Origin of the sequence: Streptomyces lavendofoliae (genome assembly GCF_014649735.1) — a bacterium.
GTDB classification, from domain to species: domain Bacteria; phylum Actinomycetota; class Actinomycetes; order Streptomycetales; family Streptomycetaceae; genus Streptomyces; species Streptomyces lavendofoliae.
Genome location: NZ_BMTP01000021.1, coordinates 34686 through 52661, shown reverse-complemented (window position 1 = coordinate 52661; position 17976 = coordinate 34686). Strand labels below are relative to the sequence as shown.

Here is a 17976-nt window from a genome sequence, read left to right as displayed (position 1 = left end):
AGGGCCGGCTCGGCGTCGGTCAGCTGTACCGGACACTGTCCGGTGGTGACACCGCCGCCTCAGTGATTCGGCGACGCCGACCCAGTGCATACATAGTCCACCATGCTGAACGCGGAGGACGAACCGGTGGAGGTGCTGAAGCCGCCAGGACGGATGGTGGCGACGGCGTCGTAGTAGACCCGGTTCACCGGATTAGGCTTCCAGAGGCTGGCATTGACCGGCAGGTCGTTGACGTACGAGACGATCTGCCGGTTGTGAGCCGTCGAGTAGTTGGGCCAGTACCAGCATCCAGATACGGTGCCGGTGCGGAAGTCCATGTAGTTGAAGTTCACGCCCGCGTAGAGGCAGAGCTGGTTCACGGGGCATCCACCGAGCGCGGCGGCGGGTGCGGCGTTGACCAGGGCGCTGCTGGACACGAGGGCAAGGGCTGCTGCGAGGGTCGCACCCACGCGCTTGAGAGTCACGATGTGGTTCCTGAACAGTCGTCGTATGGAGTGACTTCTCAGCTAGTTGGCCTCCGTGGCTGCACCCGACTGTGGTGACACGCCACTCGTGCGACATCCCACTGTGAAGCTACTGCACCCCAGGGTTGGTCGTCATATTATCCGGACGCAGTCACGGCGGAGATCTGACCCTCCCCCACCCCACCACCACCACCACCACCAGCATTAGCGAGCCAAAGCGTCAGCGACCTCTTGCAGGAGGCCGGCCAGTGACGGCCTGACCTGCAAAATCCACCTTGCCGGTGAGGGCGGACGCCGCCCACTGGCGCTGCTGATCACCCCGGGCCAGTGGGGCGACGCCCCGCAGTTCATCCCGCTAATGGAACGCATCCGTGTCGCCCGCATGGACGGTGGGCGGCCCGGACTCGTCCCGACCATCTCGGCGGGGACCAAGCGTATTCCTCCCGCCGAAGCCGCCGCTACCTGCGACGACGCCAGATCAAGCACACCATCCCCGAACCGGAGAACCAACGGGCCAACCGCCAAGCCCGCGGCGGCAAGGGCGGCCGGCCCGCCAGCTTCGACAAGACAATCTACAAGCGCAGGAACGAAGTTGAGCGAACAATCAACGCGCTGAAGACCTCCCGGGCCGTGGCCACGAGATTCGACAAGCGCGCCTACATCTTTCACGGCACCGTCACCGTCGCCGCGGTCCGCCTGTGGCTCAGGTCGTGACGTGACCAGCTTGGCCCGCAGTCCTGAACGGTTTCAGGACCGAGGCAAGAAGCGAGCGATCTCCGCCGCCACGGCTTCCGGGACAACCGAGGGCGCGAAGTGCGTCTGGCCGGGGAACGTCGTGTAGGTGACGTGGGACAGTGCGGTCGCGAGCCGGTCGAGCGTCGCTGGCATCGGCTGCCAGGTGTCGGCGCCCCGCATCAGCAGTGTCGGGACGCTGACCGTGGACCAGCGCTCCACGTCCACCGAGTCGGCGGCCATCGACTCGAGGTCACGGCGCCAGCCGGGCGCGTCGTCGGGTTCGTTATCGGGGGGCTCGCCCGCATCCATGAGGTCCAGAAGCGCGGCCGGGATGCGGGCCACCTTCTCCGCCAGCAACCGATCGGCCTGCCGTCGGTCACCGTTCGCGGTCAGCGCCGAGAACTCGCCCAGGACGGGTGCCAGTTCTTCCCCGGCCGCGTACAGAGGTGGCTCCCACAGCACCAGCGAGCGAACCGGCAGTCCATTTGCCGTGGCGTGCAGGGCGACGGAGGCTCCATAGGACATACCGACCAGGTGCACGGGACTGCCGATCTTAGCAATCAGTGCCTCGAGATCCCCCACCTCGTCGGCAAAGCGCTTCGGCGACCGGCCCAGCCCGCTCGGGGCATACCCGCGCCGGGCGGGTATCCAAAGCTCGAACTGGTCGGCGAGGTGCTCGGCCACCGGCTGCCAGGAGTGCAACCCACCGCCGGAGCCGTGGACCATGACGACCGGTGGCCCCGAGCCGAGCTGTCGATAGCTGATGGCGGTGCCGTCGAAGGACTCCAGCGACGCGGCTCCGAAGGACTCTGGCAGGGTTATCTCGCTCGGCATGCCAGGAACGTTGCACACTACATCCAGGCCAGTCCACCGAATTGCCGCAGCTGAAGCAGCCGCTCTCAGCTCGGCTCCATGATCCGCCCGACAGGCCCTAGCCACGGCTACGGAGGGTGACCGGGGTGGGTGCTGATCGTTAACGATGCGTCCAGGTCAGCGAAGGCACTCTCGTGCCGGTGGGGTAAGGGTGTCCTATGGCGACCTTGTGTCGGCCAGCCGTCTCGGTTCCGCAATACGTCATCACCATGGAGGAGACACTCGCGCTCGCGCGGTCGCGGCATGCAGGCCATCCCCAGCTGGGCCTCGCGTTGCGCCTGATCGAGAACACCGGGGTGCGCACGCGCCGCCTCGTGCAGCCGATCGCCGCGACACTCGCGCACCCGGGCTTCGAGGAGCGCAACCGGTTGTACGCGACCGAGGCGAAGGCCCGTGTCCCGCTGGTCGTACGGCGTGCGCTGGAGGACAGCGAGCTGCGGGCCGCGGATATCGACATGATCGTTTATGTGTCCTGTACCGGGTTCATGATGCCCTCGCTCACCGCGTGGCTTATCAACACGATGGGATTCCGGGCCGATACGCGGCAGTTGCCGATCGCTCAGCTGGGCTGCGCGGCGGGCGGTGCGGCGATCAACCGGGCGCATGACTTCTGCACGGCGCACCCGGGGGCGAACGCGCTGATCGTGGCATGCGAATTTTGCTCGCTGTGCTATCAGCCCACCGACCTCGGCATCGGATCGCTGCTGTCCAACGGCCTGTTCGGCGACGGTGTGGCCGCCGCTGTCGTCCGCGGGACGGGGGGCCACGGGATCCGCCTGGAGCGCAACGGCTCGTACCTCATCCCGGGGACGGAGGACTGGATCGCGTACGACGTAAGCGCGACCGGCTTCCACTTCCTGCTGGACAAGCGTGTGCCGGGCACCATGGAGCCCTTGGCCCCCGCGCTGCGCGGCCTCGCCGACCATCACGGCTGGGATGCCGCGGACCTCGACTTCTACATCGTGCATGCCGGCGGGCCGCGGATCCTCGACGACCTGAGCACTTTCCTCCACGTCAAGCCGGAGGCGTTCCGTCACAGCCGCGCCACGCTGACCGAGTACGGGAACATCGCGAGCGCCGTCGTACTGGACGCGCTGCGCCGGCTGTTCGACGAAGGCGGTGCCGCCGATCAGGCACGCGGCCTGCTGGCCGGGTTCGGCCCCGGCATCACGGCCGAGATGGCGCTGGGCCACTGGAGCCGTACGCCGTGACTCTTCCAGCAGGAAACCCGATGACTGCCCACCCCGTGACCACGATGGCCCCGGGCAGCGGCCTGATCGTGCCACCCGGTGAGGGCCGTACCCTTCGTGCGGCCGCCCAGCATGTGACCTTCAAAGTGACCGGCGCACAGTCGCGCATCGCATCGAGCTTCGAGGTGCTCGTACCGCCGGGCTTCGACGTCGGCGCGCACGTCCACGCGCGCAGCGAGGAACTGTTCTACGTCCTCGAGGGCGAACTCGACGTTCTCGCCTTCGAGCCGCGGGTGCGTACCGCGGACGGCTGGCGGGGGTGGCGGTCGCCGAAGGGTGAGCGTGTGGTCCGTGCCACGCCCGGCACGGTCATCCTGGTCCCGCCCGGCTGCCCGCACGCCTTCGCCAACCCCACCGGCGTTCCGGCCCGGATGTTCTTCCAGTCATCCCCACCCCCGGACCATGAGCGCTATTTCGAGGAGCTCCTGGAGATCCTGTCCGCCGACGGCCCCGCGGACCACGACGCCATCGCCGCGCTGCGCCGCCGCTACGACATCGAGCAGCTCACACCGCTGCGCCATGACCAGCCAGCCAGGAGCCAGTAATGAAGGACGTAACCGCGCCCTTGTACGAGGTGTCGGACCTGGCTGCCCTCGACTTCGACCCCTTTCTCCGCGAGGCGCTGCGGGCCGAACCGGTCGTCCGGATCCGGCTGCCGCACGGAGCTCCCGGCGAGTGCTGGTTGGCGACACGGCACGACGCCGTCCGGTTCGTCACCTCTGATCCCCGGTTCAGCCGCGACATCGTCGGCCGGCCACTGCCCAGCATGAACAAATACCTCATCCCATTGGACCGTGCGGTCAGCTTCGTCGACCCGCCCGACCACACCCGCGTCCGCTCCGTGGTCTCCTCGACGTTCAACCGCTCCGGCATGGCAGCCCTGCACCCCCGCGCCCAAGCCGTACTCGACCGACTCGTCGACTCCATGGTCGCAGCCGGACCTCCCGCTGACCTCGTCGAGCACGTGACCTCCCCCTTCCCCATGCATGTCATCGGGGCTGTGCTGGGTGTGCCGGAAGCGCACCGGCCGCGCCTGCGCACATGGGCGGATGCCGTGCTGACCCGGGCGAAGGACGAAACGGAGGTCGAACGAGCACGGCAGGCCAAGGAAGAAGCCCGCGCCTTCTTCCTCGAACTGGTCCGCGAACGCCGGCTCCAGCCGCAGGCCGACCTCATCAGCGAACTCGGAGACGCTGTCGACAGCGGCAAGATCGAGGAAGAGGAACTCCTCGCCCTGGCCACGCTGATGGCCCTCAACGGCTGGCACGCGGTACGCAACCACACCTCCAACATGGTCTACCTCCTGCTCACCGACGACAGCCTGAAGAACCGACTGCGCTCCGACCCGCACGCCGTACCGGCGGCCGTGGAAGAACTGCTGCGCTGGATCCCCCACAAGCACGGCGTGGGACAAGCACGCATCGCCACCGAGGACGTCGAGGTGGGAGGCGTCCTGATCCGGCGTGGCGAAGCCGTCTACGTCTCCTACGTGGCCGCGAACTGGGACCAGCGGTGCTACCCCGAACCGCACCGGATCGACATCGACCGCAAAGGCCCGCCCCACCTGGCCTTCGGCTACGGCCCCCACCATTGCCTGGCACCACTGCTGGCCCGCATGGAAGCCGAACTGCTGTTGACCACCCTCCTCACACGCCTCCCCGACCTGCGGCTGGCCACCGACCCCGCAAACGTTCCCTGGCAGAAAGACGTACTCATCCGAGGACCGGAGGCACTACCGGTCACCTGGTAGACCCGACCCCGGCGGCACGATGACGCCGACGGAACCCACCACGCGAGCGACCCCGCGCCATCAGGCGGGGCCACGGCGTGCTGTCAGTGAAGATGACGTAGCCGACCTGGGGCAGGGCGCCGTTCTGCCGGACGCCGCCGACGAACGCGCCGTCCGGGACGAGGACACTGCCCGGCTCTCCCCGCAGGTGGGGCAGCAGCGTAGTGAGATCCCTGCGGACGCGTGCGGGCAGGACGGCCGGGTCGTTCGCGGTCCACTGGCGGGCCCCGTCGATCGCGTCGGCTGCCTTGGTCGGCGAGGAGTTCTTGCGGCGGCGGTTTATCGGAGTGCGTCGCGCAGGGTGGCGGGGTTCATGGGTTGGCTCGCGAGCGCTATCTGGAGTCGGACGGTGTCGTCGTACCTCCGGTGCCGCGCATCGTGGCCTACGTGGAAGCCCTCGTCGCGCGATACCCGGATGACGACCGCAGTGTCGTATGGCCGTAACCGCCGGTCTCGAGGAGGCGTCGGGGCCGATGGTGTACCTGCTCATGTCCTATGGCGAAGCTGAGGAAGTGTCCAAACACACCGCTGCCCTGGCTCGCGAGCACGGACTCTTCTGCTTCGACCCGCAGAAGGGATGCCTCCGGCCGTGAGCTGCCTGATACAGCGTTCGACGGTGTTGCGTCGCTTGTAGGCCTCGCGGTCGGATCCGGGCGGTCGACCGCCACCGCGGCCTCTGCGCTGCGGTGGGCCACGTGGTCGGCAGGTTGTGGGATCACGGCCCGTACTCCGCCTCGTCGCAGGTGGTCCCGGATAACCCTTGATGAGTACGCCTTGTCCGCCAACGCCACGAAGGGCCTGGTCCTGGGCCGGCCGACTCGACGCGGGATCCGGATGGCGGCCATGGCAGCCATCACCTGATCGAACGCCGGTACGTCTCCGGCCTGGCCGGGCGTGAACACCGTCAGGAGATGGCGTGACCGTGGTCCTGGCCATCCTGGTCCTGGGTGCTGCAGCTGACCGACCGTGCGAACTGGTGGTCATTCCTCTCCGTTGGGGTGACCACCAGTTCGCACGGCTTGCCGCCGAGACCGAGGGGGCGGCGTGAGGCGGGCGGTCGAGTCCCGCTTCGCCGTCAGACGGCCGGAACAGCGCCCGGCTCTGGCCGACGATACTCAATCGGCTGAGGTGCGAAGATGTGTCTGCCGACCGGGCGGGGGCGGGTGCAGACCAGGTGTTGCACGCTGGCCAGGCCTGCCTCGAAGGCCAGCAGGCCGACGGCGAAGAAGAGCCGCCAGATGGCCACCGTCTCCTCCCCGACCAGGGCCGTGGCGCGCTCGCGGTGCCGTTCCAGGTTGCCCAACCAAGCCTGGCATGTCGGCACGAAGTGATCGCGGAGATTCTCCACGTCGAGTAGTTCCAGGCCGGAGCGTTCGGCGAGCAGTGCGCTGCGGCCAACCGTACCGGGTTGGAGATCCGGATGGGGGTAGCGGAGCAGGAACGGACTGCGCATCAGTTTTCGCCCGCTCCTCAGTACACACAATTCGTGGCTGAGCACCCGGCCGCCGGGCGCCACCAGCCGGGCCAGAGCGGCCGCATGCTCGCGCTGTCCGGAGCGAGACAGGTGGTGGGTCATCTCGATGCTTGACACGGCGTCGAACGGGCCGTCCTGCACCGACCGGTAGTCCTGCAACCGGACCTGCAGCCGATCCGTCAGGCCCGCCTTCTCGATCCGCTGGGCGGCGAACCGGGCCTGGTTCCGGGCGAGAGTGACGCCCACCCCTTCGACCCCGTAGTGCTGAGCGGCGTGCAGCAGCAGGCTGCCCCAGCCGCAGCCGATGTCCAGCAGCCGCATGCCGGGCTGCAGGTCGAGTTTGCGGCAGATCAGGTCGAGCTTGGCCCGTTGCGCCTCCTCCAGGCTGTAGCCGGGTTGCTCACCGCGCTCCGGCCAGTAGGCGCAGGAGTAGACCATGGAGGGGCCCAGTACCAGCTGGTAGAACTCGTCACCCACGTCGTAATGGTGTCGGACGGCACGTGCTCCGCGGGAACGCCGGACCTCGGCCGAGGGTGCCGGGACGGGCAGGCCGAAGATCTTCCAGCTCAGTGCGGGCCGGAGGGCCGCCAGTCCGGCGCTCGCAAGCTCGGGCCACGGCACTCCCAACACGGAGCCCAACTGCCGTACCACGCCGACAAGATCACCTTCGATGTCGCAGTCGCCGGCCACGAACGCACGAGCGGCGCCGAGCTGCCCGGGGCGCCAAAGCATCCGGCTCACCGCGCGAGCGTCTCGCAGTACGAGCACCGACTCGGATCCGCCCTCAACAGCACTGCCGTCCCAGGCGCGCACGCCGAAATCGAGCGGTCCGCCCACCATCCGTTCGAGAAAGGCCGCGATCTCCTGGGCAGCCCCTGGCAGTTCTGGCTCGGTCACGGGTCCTCCGGTATCGCCAACTCGAATTCAACTGGTGCTCAGTAAACGGGCTTTGACTGAGAGAGTTATCGCAGCGCCATGCCTGAACGCCGGTCTCACCCAAACGGGCTATCTCATCGCCGTCGGCTGGGGCCTGTCTGTCGGCTCCACCATCGTCCGCGTCGACCGGCACGCTGCTGCAGCCGTGCGCCGGCCCGAGGTTGACGCAAGACGCCGGCATCGGCTGACGGACCCAGGCGCGGCACACCCATGGAGAGCCGCTGATGGCTGTACCGAAGGTCCTCAACGCCAGAAAACGAGCGGGAGCGCGTCACGCCAGCCTCACCCTCCAGGACCACGCGGCTCCCTTGCCCTCCTTCCGATCAGGACGGAAAGGGGGGCGGCTGCCGGAAGATCTTCGCCGACAGGACATACAGGACATCTGGCGAGAACGTGCTCCGCCCGGGGCTCAAGGCTTGCTCGACACAGGTGACACCCGTGTGGACCCTTCCACGCCGCCGCTACGCGACCCCACCCAAGATCATTTGAAGACACCACCTGGATCCGGATGCCGCGCGTGGTGCCGCACTGTCCGATCCGCATCAGCGGCCCGTCATTCTCGGCGGCTCCTACTCTGCATCGGCTGAAGCGGTCGGTGACATGGCCAGCGGTCGGCCCCAAACCGAAACACCCCGACCGCCGCCAAATTCATCCCTCAACTAACCCACAACACCTCCGAGCGACTTGTCTGCGGAAATGAATCCGGCAGACCTATATGATGGTCAGCTGGTTGACGATCTTTCGCATACTGCTGGTTCCGGCCAAACCATTCGCCGCCCCATGCCATGCGGGGATGACCTAAGAAAGGCTGCGTTCTACGCAAGTTTTGTTATGGTGCCCACATGCAGGCCCGATGACCCTGGCGCAGCAACGACAGCATGTTTTCGTGCGCGCGAGCGAAAAATATTAAGTTCTGACGAGTCGTCGGAAATTTGAATGATCGAGGTTTTCAGTGATCAACTCGCCGCAGCAAGCAGCACCACGGGACGCGCAGCCTCCGTCCACAGGAGCCGCCTTTTTCGACCTGGACCGTACAGTTATCGCGAGGTCCAGCACACTGGCCTTGGCGCCCGTCTTCTATCGAGAAGGCCTGATCCACCGGTCCGTCTTCATCCGAGCAGTAGTCGGGCAGATTCGCTTCCATGCGGCGGGGGGAGGTCAAAGGGAGGCGCAAAGTCTGCTTCTTGAGCTTCAAAAGCTCGGAAGCGGTTGGACAGTGGGGCAAGTGACGGAGATCGTAAGGGCCAGTCTGCCAACGGTGCTCCTCCCTCTTGTTTACCGCCAAGCTCAAAACCTCGTGGAACGCCATCGCGAAGCCGGACGTCCGCTAGTGCTTGTCACCGCAAGTAGTCACGTGGTCGCAGAACCCATCGCCGCAAGTCTCGGAATTGAGCACGTCATCGCCACCCGTCCTGAAGTCCGCGAGGGGCGCTTCACAGGTGGAGTCGAAAGCTACCCGTACGCCGAGGGCAAGGCGACCGCCATGCGCTCACTGGCTGAGAACAACGGGTGGAGCCTCGAAAGCAGCTACGCCTACAGCGATTCGTACACCGATATGCCGATGCTTATGGCGGTGGGAAACCCGTGTGTCGTCAATCCCGACCGGCGGTTGCGGAGGCATGCGACTTCGTCGGGATGGCCGATTCTGATCGCCAAGGAGAAGATGGGGAGGCCGGCTACCGGCCGGGACCCCGAGTTCGGCAGCAGCCGGTAGGCGAGGAGGCCGCCGAAAGGTCCTGCGGAAAATCCTACCGAGACTTTCTACTTGTTCGAAACATGCACCTCGCTGCGCACGTCCTGTAAGGCATCGCTCAACGCATGACGGAGGCTCCGTTGTCCCGGTATGGGCTCATCAAAGCTACGCTCGGGCCTGTTCTTTCGCTGGTATGCCGCCCCAAGATGCGCGGGAAGGAGCATATTCCCCCCACTGGACCAGTAATTCTGGCGGGAAACCATGTCGCCTTTCTTGACTCGCTGATCCTGCAATTGGTGTGTCAGAGAAGGGTCATTTTCATCGGAAAGGGCGAGTACATGACCGGGAAAGGCTTCAAAGGCAAGCTGCAGTCCTGGTTCTTCTCCAGCGGCGGCATGATTCCCGTGGACCGGGGCCACGTAGGTGCTGCTTCTGCTGCTCTGATGACCGGATGCAGACTGCTCAATGAAGGGCATGCGTTCGGTGTCTTTCCAGAGGGTACGCGGTCTCCTGACGGACGTCTCTACCGCGGCCGGACAGGAATTGCCCGGCTTGCCTTGATGACGGGTGCACCCATTGTTCCTTTCGCCGTGACCGGGACGGAAAAGGTGCAGCCGAGCGGAGCGGGCCTGCCCCGTCCAGCCCGCGTGAAGGTCAGCTTCGGCGCTCCGCTGGAGTTCTCTCGCTATGACGGTTTGGAGCGCGACCGCTACGTCCTTCGCGCCATCACGGATACGGTGATGAATGAAGTCAGGCAGCTGTCGGGCCAAGAGTACGTCGACGTCTACGCAACCAAGATCAAGACCTCCCAGGCAGTCAGAGGTTGAGTCTTGGGCGCAGAGGCCGGCACTGGTCTGCAACGGCTCTGACGGGGCACGACAATCGCAGGCGAGTCGTGAACCCCTGCCTGTAATGCATTTCGTCGGCCGGTCCATCGTCTAGGCCATACGGCTCACGGACCGACTCACCACTCCACTTGCGTCCATTTTTTCAGTAGGCTTGGCGAACCCAGGAACGACTCGCCTTGACGCAGCTGTTCCCGGGTGCCGGCCACGCCGCTGGCGAACAGACATAATGGCCAATAGCTTTGCCTGCCATCTTCAGCGCACTCGCTCCCACGCTGGCTGACCCTCGGTGCGATAAGTGCCAGCACAGCCATTCGGAGTCTGAGCGCGCCCGGTCCGCTGACCTCGCGCGAGCAGGGACCCGTCCTCCACCTCGAAAACCCTTGTTGACCTGCTGCCTTTCGCGCACGACCTCATCTCGTCGGGCTGCGACCCCCACATGCCCCCGCTCGCCCAGGTTGACGGTGAAGCAGCCGATCCCAGCGCGCGCTACAGAAAGGTTCGTCCATTGGGCAACAGAGACATCGCAGTGACGGGAATCGGCATGCTGTCGCCGGCGGGCATCGGGCTCGAAGAGAACTGGCACCGGCTGTGCCGGGGCCTCTCGCTGGCGGATCGTGATCCTCTTCTCGACGGCCTACGTGCAGACTTCTCGTGCGCGGTTCGTGGGTTCAACGCCGCCTCAGTGCTGGGACACAAGGTGGCCAGGCGGCTCGATACCTTCGCCCAGTTCGCGGTGGTGGCCGCCCGGCAAGCCGTCGCTGACGCCGGCCTCGACCCCGCGCAGTGGCAGTCGGAACGAGTGGGTGTCGTTCTCGGAGTCGGCAGCAACAGCCTGCACTCCTACGAGAAACCCTTCTCCCTGCTCGAGCAGGACAGGGCTGACTTCATGTCACCCTTCAACATCCCCCGCAGCCTGCCCAACATGGCGGCCGGAGAGATCGCCCTCGACCTTGGTGCACGGGGTGTCTGCTTCACCACCAGCAGCGCATGCGCCTCGGGCACCACAGCCCTGGGAACCGCCATGGACCTGCTTCGTTCGGGCCGGTGCGACATCGTGCTGGCCGGAGGAAGCGAATCAGGTCGTAGCCGAATGACCGCAGCCTCCTTCTGGCGCATGGGCGCACTGTCCTCCCGCAGAGACGACCCGGAAGCGGCTTCACGGCCCTTCGACACCGAACGCGATGGATTCGTGCTCGGTGAAGGCGCAGCCGTTCTGGTGCTGGAACGCGCCGGCGAAGCCCACCGTCGGCGGGCGCGGCTGCGCGGGTATCTAGCCGGCTACGGCGCTACCGCGGACGGGTACCACCCCACCGCTCCTGCCCCGACGGGCGAGTCGGCAGAGGCTGCCATCCGGGCGGCCCTGCTCGATGCCGGTTGCGGTGCGGACAGCATCGACCACATCAACGCCCATGGCACATCCACCCGGCTCAATGACGAAACCGAGGCGCTCGTACTGCGGAAGGTGTTTCCGGCTGGTCCGCCGATCACCGCGAACAAGAGCGTGCTGGGACACGCCCTGGGGGCGGCAGGGGCGCTCGAGGCCGCAGTCACGCTGCTCAGCCTGATGCACGCGAAGATTCCCCCGACCGCCAACCTCCAGTGCCAGGACGCCGCTCTGGAGCTGAACATCGTCACCAAGACGCCGCGAGAACGACGCATGAGGACCGCGGTCAGTACCTCATTCGGCTTCGGCGGGCACAACGCCGTCCTTGTCATGCGTGGCAGCCGACCCGACTGAACCGCCGACGCCACTCACTCCTCCCGCACGCCTCCGATACGAGGATTCGGCACCGGAACCGGCCGGCGCACTCCTCGAGCACTCCCGCACGCAATTCTTCACGCCGTCCAAGCAGGAGCCAGCATGACATCCGATGCCAGCACCGGAAACGCTCCCGGCCAAAGGGAGCCATGGCGCGACATCGTCGCTCGGTATCGAACGACCCACACACTCAAGAGCCTGGCTCAGGTGGCGAACACCTTCCCTCTGTACTTCGCCCTGCTCTACCTCATGTGCCTCGTGCTCTCCCACTCCTACTGGTGGACACTCGCCTTGTCCCCGATGGCAGCCGCGCTTCTCGTGCGCATCGCGGTGATCCTCCACGACTGTGGTCACGGCTCGTTCTTCCGCTCGAGGAGGGCCAATGACGCGTTGGGGACCTTCTGTGGGTTCCTCGCCTTCGTTCCGTACCACCAGTGGCGAAAGGCGCATGCGCTCCACCATGCCACTTCGGGCGATCTGGATCGCCGGGGGGTCGGCGACGTCCCCACTCTCACGGTGCGCGAATATCTCGGACGGTCCCGGTGGGGCCGTCTCCGGTACCGGATGTTCCGTAGCCCGGCCTTCTACTTGGGTGCCGGACCGACTCTGCTGCTCTTGGTGGGGCAACGGCTGGTGAACCCGTCCAGCGGGTCGACCGAACGTCGCTCGGTCCATTGCACGAACGCGGTGTTCGCCGGCGTCATCGCGCTCACGTGGTGGACGGGCACGCTGACGGCATTCCTCCTGGTGTATGGCCCGGTACTGCTGTTGAGCAGCACCGCCCTGGTGTACCTCTTCTATGTGCAACACCAGTTCGAGAACACCTATTGGGAGCGGCGAGAACGCTGGGACTACTTCACGGCTGCCGTACGAGGCAGTTCGTTTTTGCAGCTCCCTTCGCTGCTACGGTGGTGCACGGCCAACCTGGGCTACCACCATGTCCACCACCTGAGCTCGCGCATTCCGAACTATGCGCTGCGCAGGTGTCATGATGAGAACCCGATCTTTCATCAGGCGACCGTCATCACCTTGAGGTCAAGCCTGCGGTCGCTACGCCTGCGACTGTGGGACGAGGACCAGCAGCGGCTTGTCGACGTCAGCGCCGCGGGACCGGCGATGCGAGCCGCCCCGCACGGCAGTTCACCGCTGAAGGCCGGCGTGGACGGGCTGCCGTAGGCGCCCGGCGTACCGCACGGGGTCGCCTACCCCGGGGGCGGGGAAACGGCGGCCGAGCAGGGGCGCGGGCCGAGCGCTTGTGGGAGCCAGTCCCCCGTGAACCTTCTCGTGGTGTGGCGCGTATGGGGCTTTTGGCGCGACGGTCGGTCATCCGGTCACAGCGACCTCAGAGCGCGGTCTTTCCGGGTAAGCGGGTGGCCCGGTCGGCGGCCGGCCGGGCCACCAGAGGGCACCTTGGATCTCGTGGCTGACGGCCGGCAGCAGCAGCGAGCGCACGACCAGGGTGTCGAGGAGCACGCCGATGGCCACGGCGACTCCCAGCTGCATGAGGGACGTGAGGGGAAAGACGAGCAGGGCTGAGAAGGTGGCCGCAAGAATCATGCCGGCGGAGGTGATGACCCCGCCGGTCGCGGCATGTGCTCGCCGGATGGCGTGGCGGGTGCCGACCAGGCGTGCTTCCTCGCGGATGCGCGACATGAGAAAGATGTTGTAGTCGGCGCCCAGGGCCACGAGTAGTACGAAGGTCACGAGTGGGAAATCAGTTTCGGAGTGCGGCGCCTTCAGCAGGAAACGGAAAATCAGCCCGCAGGCCCCCAATGTCGCGACATAGGAAAGCACGACCGTGCTGATCACCAGCAGCGGGGCCGTGAGGGATCGCAGGAGGAAGACGAGGACTGCTGAGACCGCCGCAAGCACTGCGGGCAGGAGCACTTCGCGGTCGGCCTCCGCCGTGGTGCGGGTGTCCAGCTCCATGGCGGTGTTGCCGCCCACCAGCGCGTCGGCTCCGGGGACCTTATGGACCGCCGCGCGGAGCCGCTCGACGTCTCTTTGGGCCTGGGGGGAATCTGGCCTTGAGGCGAGCACCGCCTTGGCCATCCGCCAGCTACCGGTGGTCCCGTCACGTGCCGTGGCCGCCGCCGGCGCCTCCTCCACCGCGACCACCCCTGGAACGCCACGCGCTTGTCGCGCGACGTCGCCGAGCCGGGAACTCTTCGCGACGATGACGACTGGCGCGGTGGAGCCGGCCGCATAGTGCCGCTCAATGGTCTTCTGGCCGACAGCCGCGGCGGAAACCGTGGTGAAGGCATCGAACTTGGGGATGCCATCGGGTCGGAGTGCGGGGAGGGCCATCGCGGCGATCAGGAGCACGATGCCCGGAATCAGCCAGGAGAGCCGAGGTCGCCGGGCCACCAGTTCCGCGATGGCGGTCCATGACCTGTGAGGATCCCTCGGGTCGTCCGGTCCGGGGACGTAGGGCCAGAAGACCGTGCGTCCTGCCAGCACGAGCAGGGCAGGGAGCAGGGTCGTCATCACCACCAGGGCGATGATGACGCCGATCGCCGCCACCGGCCCTACTGCCCTGACCGACGGTGTACCTGCGAGCAGCAGGCACAACAGTCCCAGCACGACCGTGGCCGCCGAGGCCACCAACGTGGGAGCCGTACGCCGCAGCGCCTGGGTGACGGCTTGCGTGTCGCTGCCTGTTCGGCGCAGTTCCTCTCGGCAACGGGAGACGAGCAGGAGTGCGTAATCGGTGGCTGCTCCGAAGATCAGAACGGTGAAGACGGCTTGGCCGGGACCGGTGAGGTCGAGCGATCCCGCGCCGGCGAGGTGGTAGACCACACCGGCCGCGACCAGGTAGGCGACCGCGACCGAGACGGCCGGCAGCACCCACAGGCACGGGCTGCGGTAGACCAGAAGCAGGGTGAGGAGCACTACCGCCGCCGTCACGGCAAGAAGCCGGGCTTCGAATTCGTCATGCGCCTGGAGGTGGTCGGCCAGGAGACCCGCCGGCCCGGTGACATGTGCCGAAGGGCCTGCGACGGTGTCGATCTCGGCACGTACCCGTTCCACCAGGCGTCGCACGTCCTGATAGTGGTCGGCCGATGTGGGGAGGACTGTCTGGATCGCTTCCCCGTCGGTGCTGGGGACGGGAGCGGTCACCGGCCTGCCGACGGTGGGAAGCGAGGCGAAGGTCCTCAGGTGTTTGGCCGCTGTTGCGTGATCCGCTGTGGTCAGGCCTCCGTCGCGTTCGTACACGATGACCAATGGCAGGGTGGCGCCGCCCGTCATGCGGTCGACGAGGCGTTGCGCGCGCTTGGCCTCGCTCCGGTCGGCCAGGAAGACTTCTTCGCTGTTTACTTGTGCCGTCCCGAGTTGCGAAGCGGCCGGTGCGCTCAAGACGCCGAGCACCATCCAGGTCAGCAAGACGGCGAGGGCGGGCAGGAGCTGCCGTGGTGTCACTCTAGATCTCATGCGGGCATCCGCCGGTCCGGCAGTCGTACAGTCCGGGTGCGGTGTCGAGCAGCGGTTGCGTGTCACGCGCCGGTCCCCGGCCCCCGGTGCGGCAGGTCGCTGTCCACAGCGCGTGGGAGTAGTACTGCAGAAGGCGATCGACAGTGGCCGGCCAGCCCCATGGCTCGGCTGCCTGCCGTGCGGTTTTGACCAGCACGTCGGGGGCCATGCTGGTGAGGACTTCTCTGGACAGCTGGGGAATGCGGTGCGCCTGTTGGGCCGGGAAGAGTCGGCTCGCAGAGTTATCACCCAGGATTTCCCGGGTGGCCGGCGCATCGGCGGCCACCACCGGCAGACCCGAAGCCATGGCCTCAAGGAGCACGAGACCCAGTGTGTCGGTTGCGGACGGGAAGACGAAGACGTCCGCCTCCGCGTACGCGGTGGCAAGCCGCTCACCGTGCAGCGTGCCGGTGAAGTGGACGGGCAGCCCGGCGAAGCGCCGCTCAAGCTGCGCGCGGACCGGTCCGTCTCCCACGATCACCACCGATCCTGTCCCGTCGGCTCGGAGCCGCTCCCCCAGGGCGCCCAGGACGTCCAGCCCTTTCTCGGCGGCCACCCGCCCGACGTAGAGGTAGGTGAGATCGTCGCTGTCCGGACGGCTGCGCGTCTGCGGCCGGAAGAGGTCCAAATCCACGCCTCGTTCCCAGAGGTGCAGGCGAGGAATGCCACGCTCTTTCAGTTCCGCCGCTGCGGCCCTCGATGTCACCAGGTTGATGTCCGCCTGCCGGTGTACCAGCCGCACCAGCGATCGAATGGCCGGCTGGAGGGCTGCGTAGTGGTAGTGCCGGGCGTACTTGTCCATGTGTGTGTGGTACGAGGCCACCAGGGGCAGTTTCAGCAGGCGGGCGGCGGCGACAGCGGCCACACCCATGCAGAACGGATTGACCACGTGCACGACGTCGGGTGAGAACCGGTGCAGTTCACGTCCGACACGGGGGACGGGCAACCCCCATGGCCTGCCACCGTAGAGCAGGCGTGTGCGGAATGTGGCGATGCCGGCCGTTGCGGCCCCGTGGTAGGACCGGGGCCCGCCACGGGGTGCGACCACCAGTACTTCGTGTCCGCGGCGGCGCAGTTCACGAATGGTGGCTGAGAGCCGGGTGACGATGCCGTCGGTGTGGGGGTGCCAGGTCTCCGTGACGAATGCGATTCTCACGGGGCACCTGACCCGGCCGCCGTGGATGTGTCGTCCGCGGAGCTCCGTTGCCTCACCGTGCGTGCCTGCGGGAGCATCTCCCCTACCTGCGGGGGTGTCGTCCGGGCAGTCGCCGAGGGTGTCCGCCAGTCGGTTTGCGGCAGGATCGTCTGCGGGAGGGCTCGCTCGGCGTGTTCCCGCGCGATGTCGAAAAGACTGGTCAGCAGGGTTTCGGACAATAGATGAGGAATCAGGCCCAGTTCGGTGAGGCGACTGTGCTGCACGCGGTAATAGTGCTGGTCGGCCTCCACGCGCGGATTGGCCAGACGCTCGACTTCGACGTCCCCCGGGTATGCTTCCGCCACCGTCCGGGCGATATCCAGCACCGACATGCTCTGGGTCATCTGGTTGAACACCCGGAACTCGCCGGCACGAGCCGGGTTCTCCACGCTCAGCCGAATGCACTCGACCGTGTCCCTGATGTCGATAAGACCGCGTGTCTGGCCTCCGCTGCCGTACACCGTCAGAGGCAGTCCGAGAACGGCCTGAACGACGAACCGGTTGACGACGGTCCCGAAGAGGCTGTCGTAGTCGAACCTGGTTGCGAGCCGAGGGTCCAGTGCGGTGTCCGGCGTCTGCTGACCGTAGACGATTCCCTGATTGAGGTCGGTCGCCCGCAGTCCCCAGGCACGGCAGGCGAACTCGATGTTGTGGCTGTCGTGGACCTTCGACAGGTGGTAAAAGGAGCCCGGACGTTTGGGGTAAAGGACCCGTTCCGTACGTCCCTTGTGCTCGACTTCCAGCCACCCCTCTTCGATGTCGATGTTGGGTGTCCCGTACTCTCCCATGGTCCCCAACTTGACCAGGTGGATGTCGCGGTCCAATTCACCGATGGCGTAGAGCAGATTGAGCGTGCCGACGACGTTGTTTACCTGCGTGTACACCGCGTGGTCGCGATCGATCATGGAGTATGGCGCGGCACGCTGTTCAGCGAAGTGCACTACCGCTTCGGGGCGGAACGCCCGGATGACACGGTGGATGAATCCGGCTTCGGTCAGGTCCCCCTCGTACACCTCGAGGCGCAGTCCGCTGACTTCCCGCCAAGCCGTCACCCGTGTTCGCAGGGAGGCGAGGGGTACGAGGCTGGCGATGCCCAGCTCTTGGTCGTAGCCGCGTCGAGCGAAGTTGTCGACAATGCCGATCTGATGTCCGCATCTGGACAAATGCAGGGCACTGGGCCAGCCAAGGTATCCGTCGCCGCCCAGGACGAGAATTTTCACGGACCGCCTCCTTTTCTCCGGTCTGATCCGCCTGCCACGGCGCCCGACCACGACGGGCTACGCTAAGCGACGAGAACTGTACACCGAGTAGCGATGAATGAGGGTGGCTCGGGGTGTGGCCCGCCCATTTCGTCGCTGCGGGCCATGTCAGGAGTGCGTCGTGCAGACAGAGAGCTGGTCGTGGGGGGTCGCCGTGGCAGGAGTAGGTACCCTCCTCTGTCTCGTCATCGACGGCGTGCGGCTGCGGCGCAGGGCGCGGCGCCTGGCGA

At 66.5% G+C, this 17976-nt stretch carries 14 protein-coding genes and 2 pseudogenes; 9 read left to right on the top strand and 7 right to left on the bottom strand.

Features of this window, described 5'->3' with window-relative positions; genetic code table 11:
- Positions 1–59 precede the first annotated feature (59 nt).
- Entirely contained in the window at positions 60–464 is a 405-nt protein-coding gene (locus tag IE109_RS29585) for a peptidase inhibitor (RefSeq protein ID WP_189554436.1), read from the bottom strand.
- Positions 465–717: 253 nt separating this feature from the next.
- On the opposite strand from IE109_RS29585, the pseudogene IE109_RS29580 reads away from it, so the two are divergent.
- Positions 718–1178, top strand: a pseudogene (locus IE109_RS29580) (IS5 family transposase); the annotation flags it as partial.
- A 33-nt stretch (positions 1179–1211) separates the two neighbouring features.
- On the opposite strand, the gene IE109_RS29575 reads toward IE109_RS29580, so the two are convergent.
- Positions 1212–2033 carry an alpha/beta fold hydrolase gene (locus IE109_RS29575; RefSeq protein ID WP_189554435.1) on the bottom strand — a complete coding sequence of 274 codons (822 nt, stop codon included), beginning with the start codon at positions 2031–2033 and terminating at the stop codon, positions 1212–1214.
- Between the two features lie 197 nt (positions 2034–2230).
- Between IE109_RS29575 and IE109_RS29570 the strand changes: the two genes are divergently transcribed.
- The 3 genes from IE109_RS29570 to IE109_RS29560 are packed head-to-tail and all read left to right on the top strand — an operon-like array spanning position 2231 to position 5072.
- Positions 2231–3283 carry a type III polyketide synthase gene (locus tag IE109_RS29570; protein ID WP_189554434.1) on the top strand — a complete coding sequence of 351 codons (1053 nt, stop codon included), beginning with the start codon at positions 2231–2233 and terminating at the stop codon, positions 3281–3283.
- 20 nt (positions 3284–3303) lie between these two features.
- Positions 3304–3867, top strand: coding sequence for a cupin domain-containing protein (locus IE109_RS29565; protein ID WP_189554433.1), 564 nt, complete (start codon positions 3304–3306; stop codon positions 3865–3867).
- Positions 3867–5072 (top strand): cytochrome P450, encoded by a 1206-nt coding sequence (locus tag IE109_RS29560; RefSeq protein WP_189554432.1) that lies wholly within the window; start codon positions 3867–3869, stop codon positions 5070–5072. The genes IE109_RS29565 and IE109_RS29560 overlap by 1 nt, the downstream gene beginning before the upstream one ends.
- 630 nt (positions 5073–5702) lie before the next feature.
- Here the strand turns inward: IE109_RS29560 and IE109_RS29555 are convergent.
- A pseudogene (locus IE109_RS29555) lies at positions 5703–6007 on the bottom strand (transposase); the annotation flags it as partial.
- Between the two features lie 20 nt (positions 6008–6027).
- Between IE109_RS29555 and IE109_RS33800 the strand changes: the two are divergent.
- Positions 6028–6159: a hypothetical protein gene (locus IE109_RS33800; RefSeq protein WP_268251494.1), complete on the top strand. Its 132-nt coding sequence runs from the start codon at positions 6028–6030 to the stop codon at positions 6157–6159.
- A 27-nt stretch (positions 6160–6186) separates the two neighbouring features.
- Here IE109_RS33800 and IE109_RS29550 read toward each other — a convergent pair whose 3' ends face one another.
- Complete coding sequence (locus tag IE109_RS29550) at positions 6187–7482, bottom strand: SAM-dependent methyltransferase (protein ID WP_229891704.1); 1296 nt, start codon at positions 7480–7482, stop codon at positions 6187–6189.
- Between the two features lie 991 nt (positions 7483–8473).
- On the opposite strand from IE109_RS29550, the gene IE109_RS29545 reads away from it, so the two are divergent.
- The 4 genes from IE109_RS29545 to IE109_RS29530 all read left to right on the top strand — a co-directional run bounded on the left by IE109_RS29545 (position 8474) and on the right by IE109_RS29530 (position 12997).
- Positions 8474–9235: an HAD family hydrolase gene (locus IE109_RS29545; protein WP_189554431.1), complete on the top strand. Its 762-nt coding sequence runs from the start codon at positions 8474–8476 to the stop codon at positions 9233–9235.
- Positions 9236–9354: 119 nt separating this feature from the next.
- The gene (locus IE109_RS29540; protein ID WP_308431411.1) at positions 9355–10041 is read left to right on the top strand and encodes a lysophospholipid acyltransferase family protein; all 687 of its coding nucleotides are present in this window, start codon (positions 9355–9357) and stop codon (positions 10039–10041) included.
- Positions 10042–10498: 457 nt separating this feature from the next.
- Positions 10499–11800 (top strand): beta-ketoacyl-[acyl-carrier-protein] synthase family protein, encoded by a 1302-nt coding sequence (locus IE109_RS29535; RefSeq protein ID WP_189554429.1) that lies wholly within the window; start codon positions 10499–10501, stop codon positions 11798–11800.
- A gap of 123 nt (positions 11801–11923) precedes the next feature.
- Positions 11924–12997 (top strand): fatty acid desaturase, encoded by a 1074-nt coding sequence (locus IE109_RS29530; protein WP_189554428.1) that lies wholly within the window; start codon positions 11924–11926, stop codon positions 12995–12997.
- 147 nt (positions 12998–13144) lie between these two features.
- On the opposite strand, the gene IE109_RS29525 is transcribed toward IE109_RS29530, so the two are convergent.
- From IE109_RS29525 to IE109_RS29515, 3 genes are read right to left on the bottom strand one after another with little or no spacing between them, the layout of a single operon-like run.
- On the bottom strand, positions 13145–15253 hold the full coding sequence (locus IE109_RS29525) for an MMPL family transporter (protein ID WP_189554427.1): 2109 nt from the start codon (positions 15251–15253) through the stop codon (positions 13145–13147).
- A complete protein-coding gene (locus IE109_RS29520) occupies positions 15243–16448 on the bottom strand; it encodes a glycosyltransferase family 4 protein (protein ID WP_189554426.1) in 1206 nt (401 codons plus the stop codon). Before IE109_RS29520 ends, IE109_RS29525 begins: the two co-directional genes overlap by 11 nt.
- On the bottom strand, positions 16445–17707 hold the full coding sequence (locus tag IE109_RS29515) for an NAD-dependent epimerase/dehydratase family protein (protein ID WP_189554425.1): 1263 nt from the start codon (positions 17705–17707) through the stop codon (positions 16445–16447). The genes IE109_RS29520 and IE109_RS29515 overlap by 4 nt, the downstream gene beginning before the upstream one ends.
- Positions 17708–17976 lie beyond the last annotated feature (269 nt).

Bases quoted from the DNA above. Each gene is read 5' to 3' on its own strand.
- IE109_RS29525 (WP_189554427.1), bottom strand. From the start codon at position 15,253: ATGAGATCTAGAGTGACACCACGGCAGCTCCTGCCCGCCCTCGCCGTC.
- IE109_RS29560 (WP_189554432.1), top strand. From the start codon at position 3,867: ATGAAGGACGTAACCGCGCCCTTGTACGAGGTGTCGGACCTGGCTGCC.
- IE109_RS29530 (WP_189554428.1), top strand. From the start codon at position 11,924: ATGACATCCGATGCCAGCACCGGAAACGCTCCCGGCCAAAGGGAGCCA.
- IE109_RS29565 (WP_189554433.1), top strand. From the start codon at position 3,304: ATGACTGCCCACCCCGTGACCACGATGGCCCCGGGCAGCGGCCTGATC.
- IE109_RS29570 (WP_189554434.1), top strand. From the start codon at position 2,231: ATGGCGACCTTGTGTCGGCCAGCCGTCTCGGTTCCGCAATACGTCATC.
- IE109_RS29535 (WP_189554429.1), top strand. From the start codon at position 10,499: ATGCCCCCGCTCGCCCAGGTTGACGGTGAAGCAGCCGATCCCAGCGCG.
- IE109_RS29575 (WP_189554435.1), bottom strand. From the start codon at position 2,033: ATGCCGAGCGAGATAACCCTGCCAGAGTCCTTCGGAGCCGCGTCGCTG.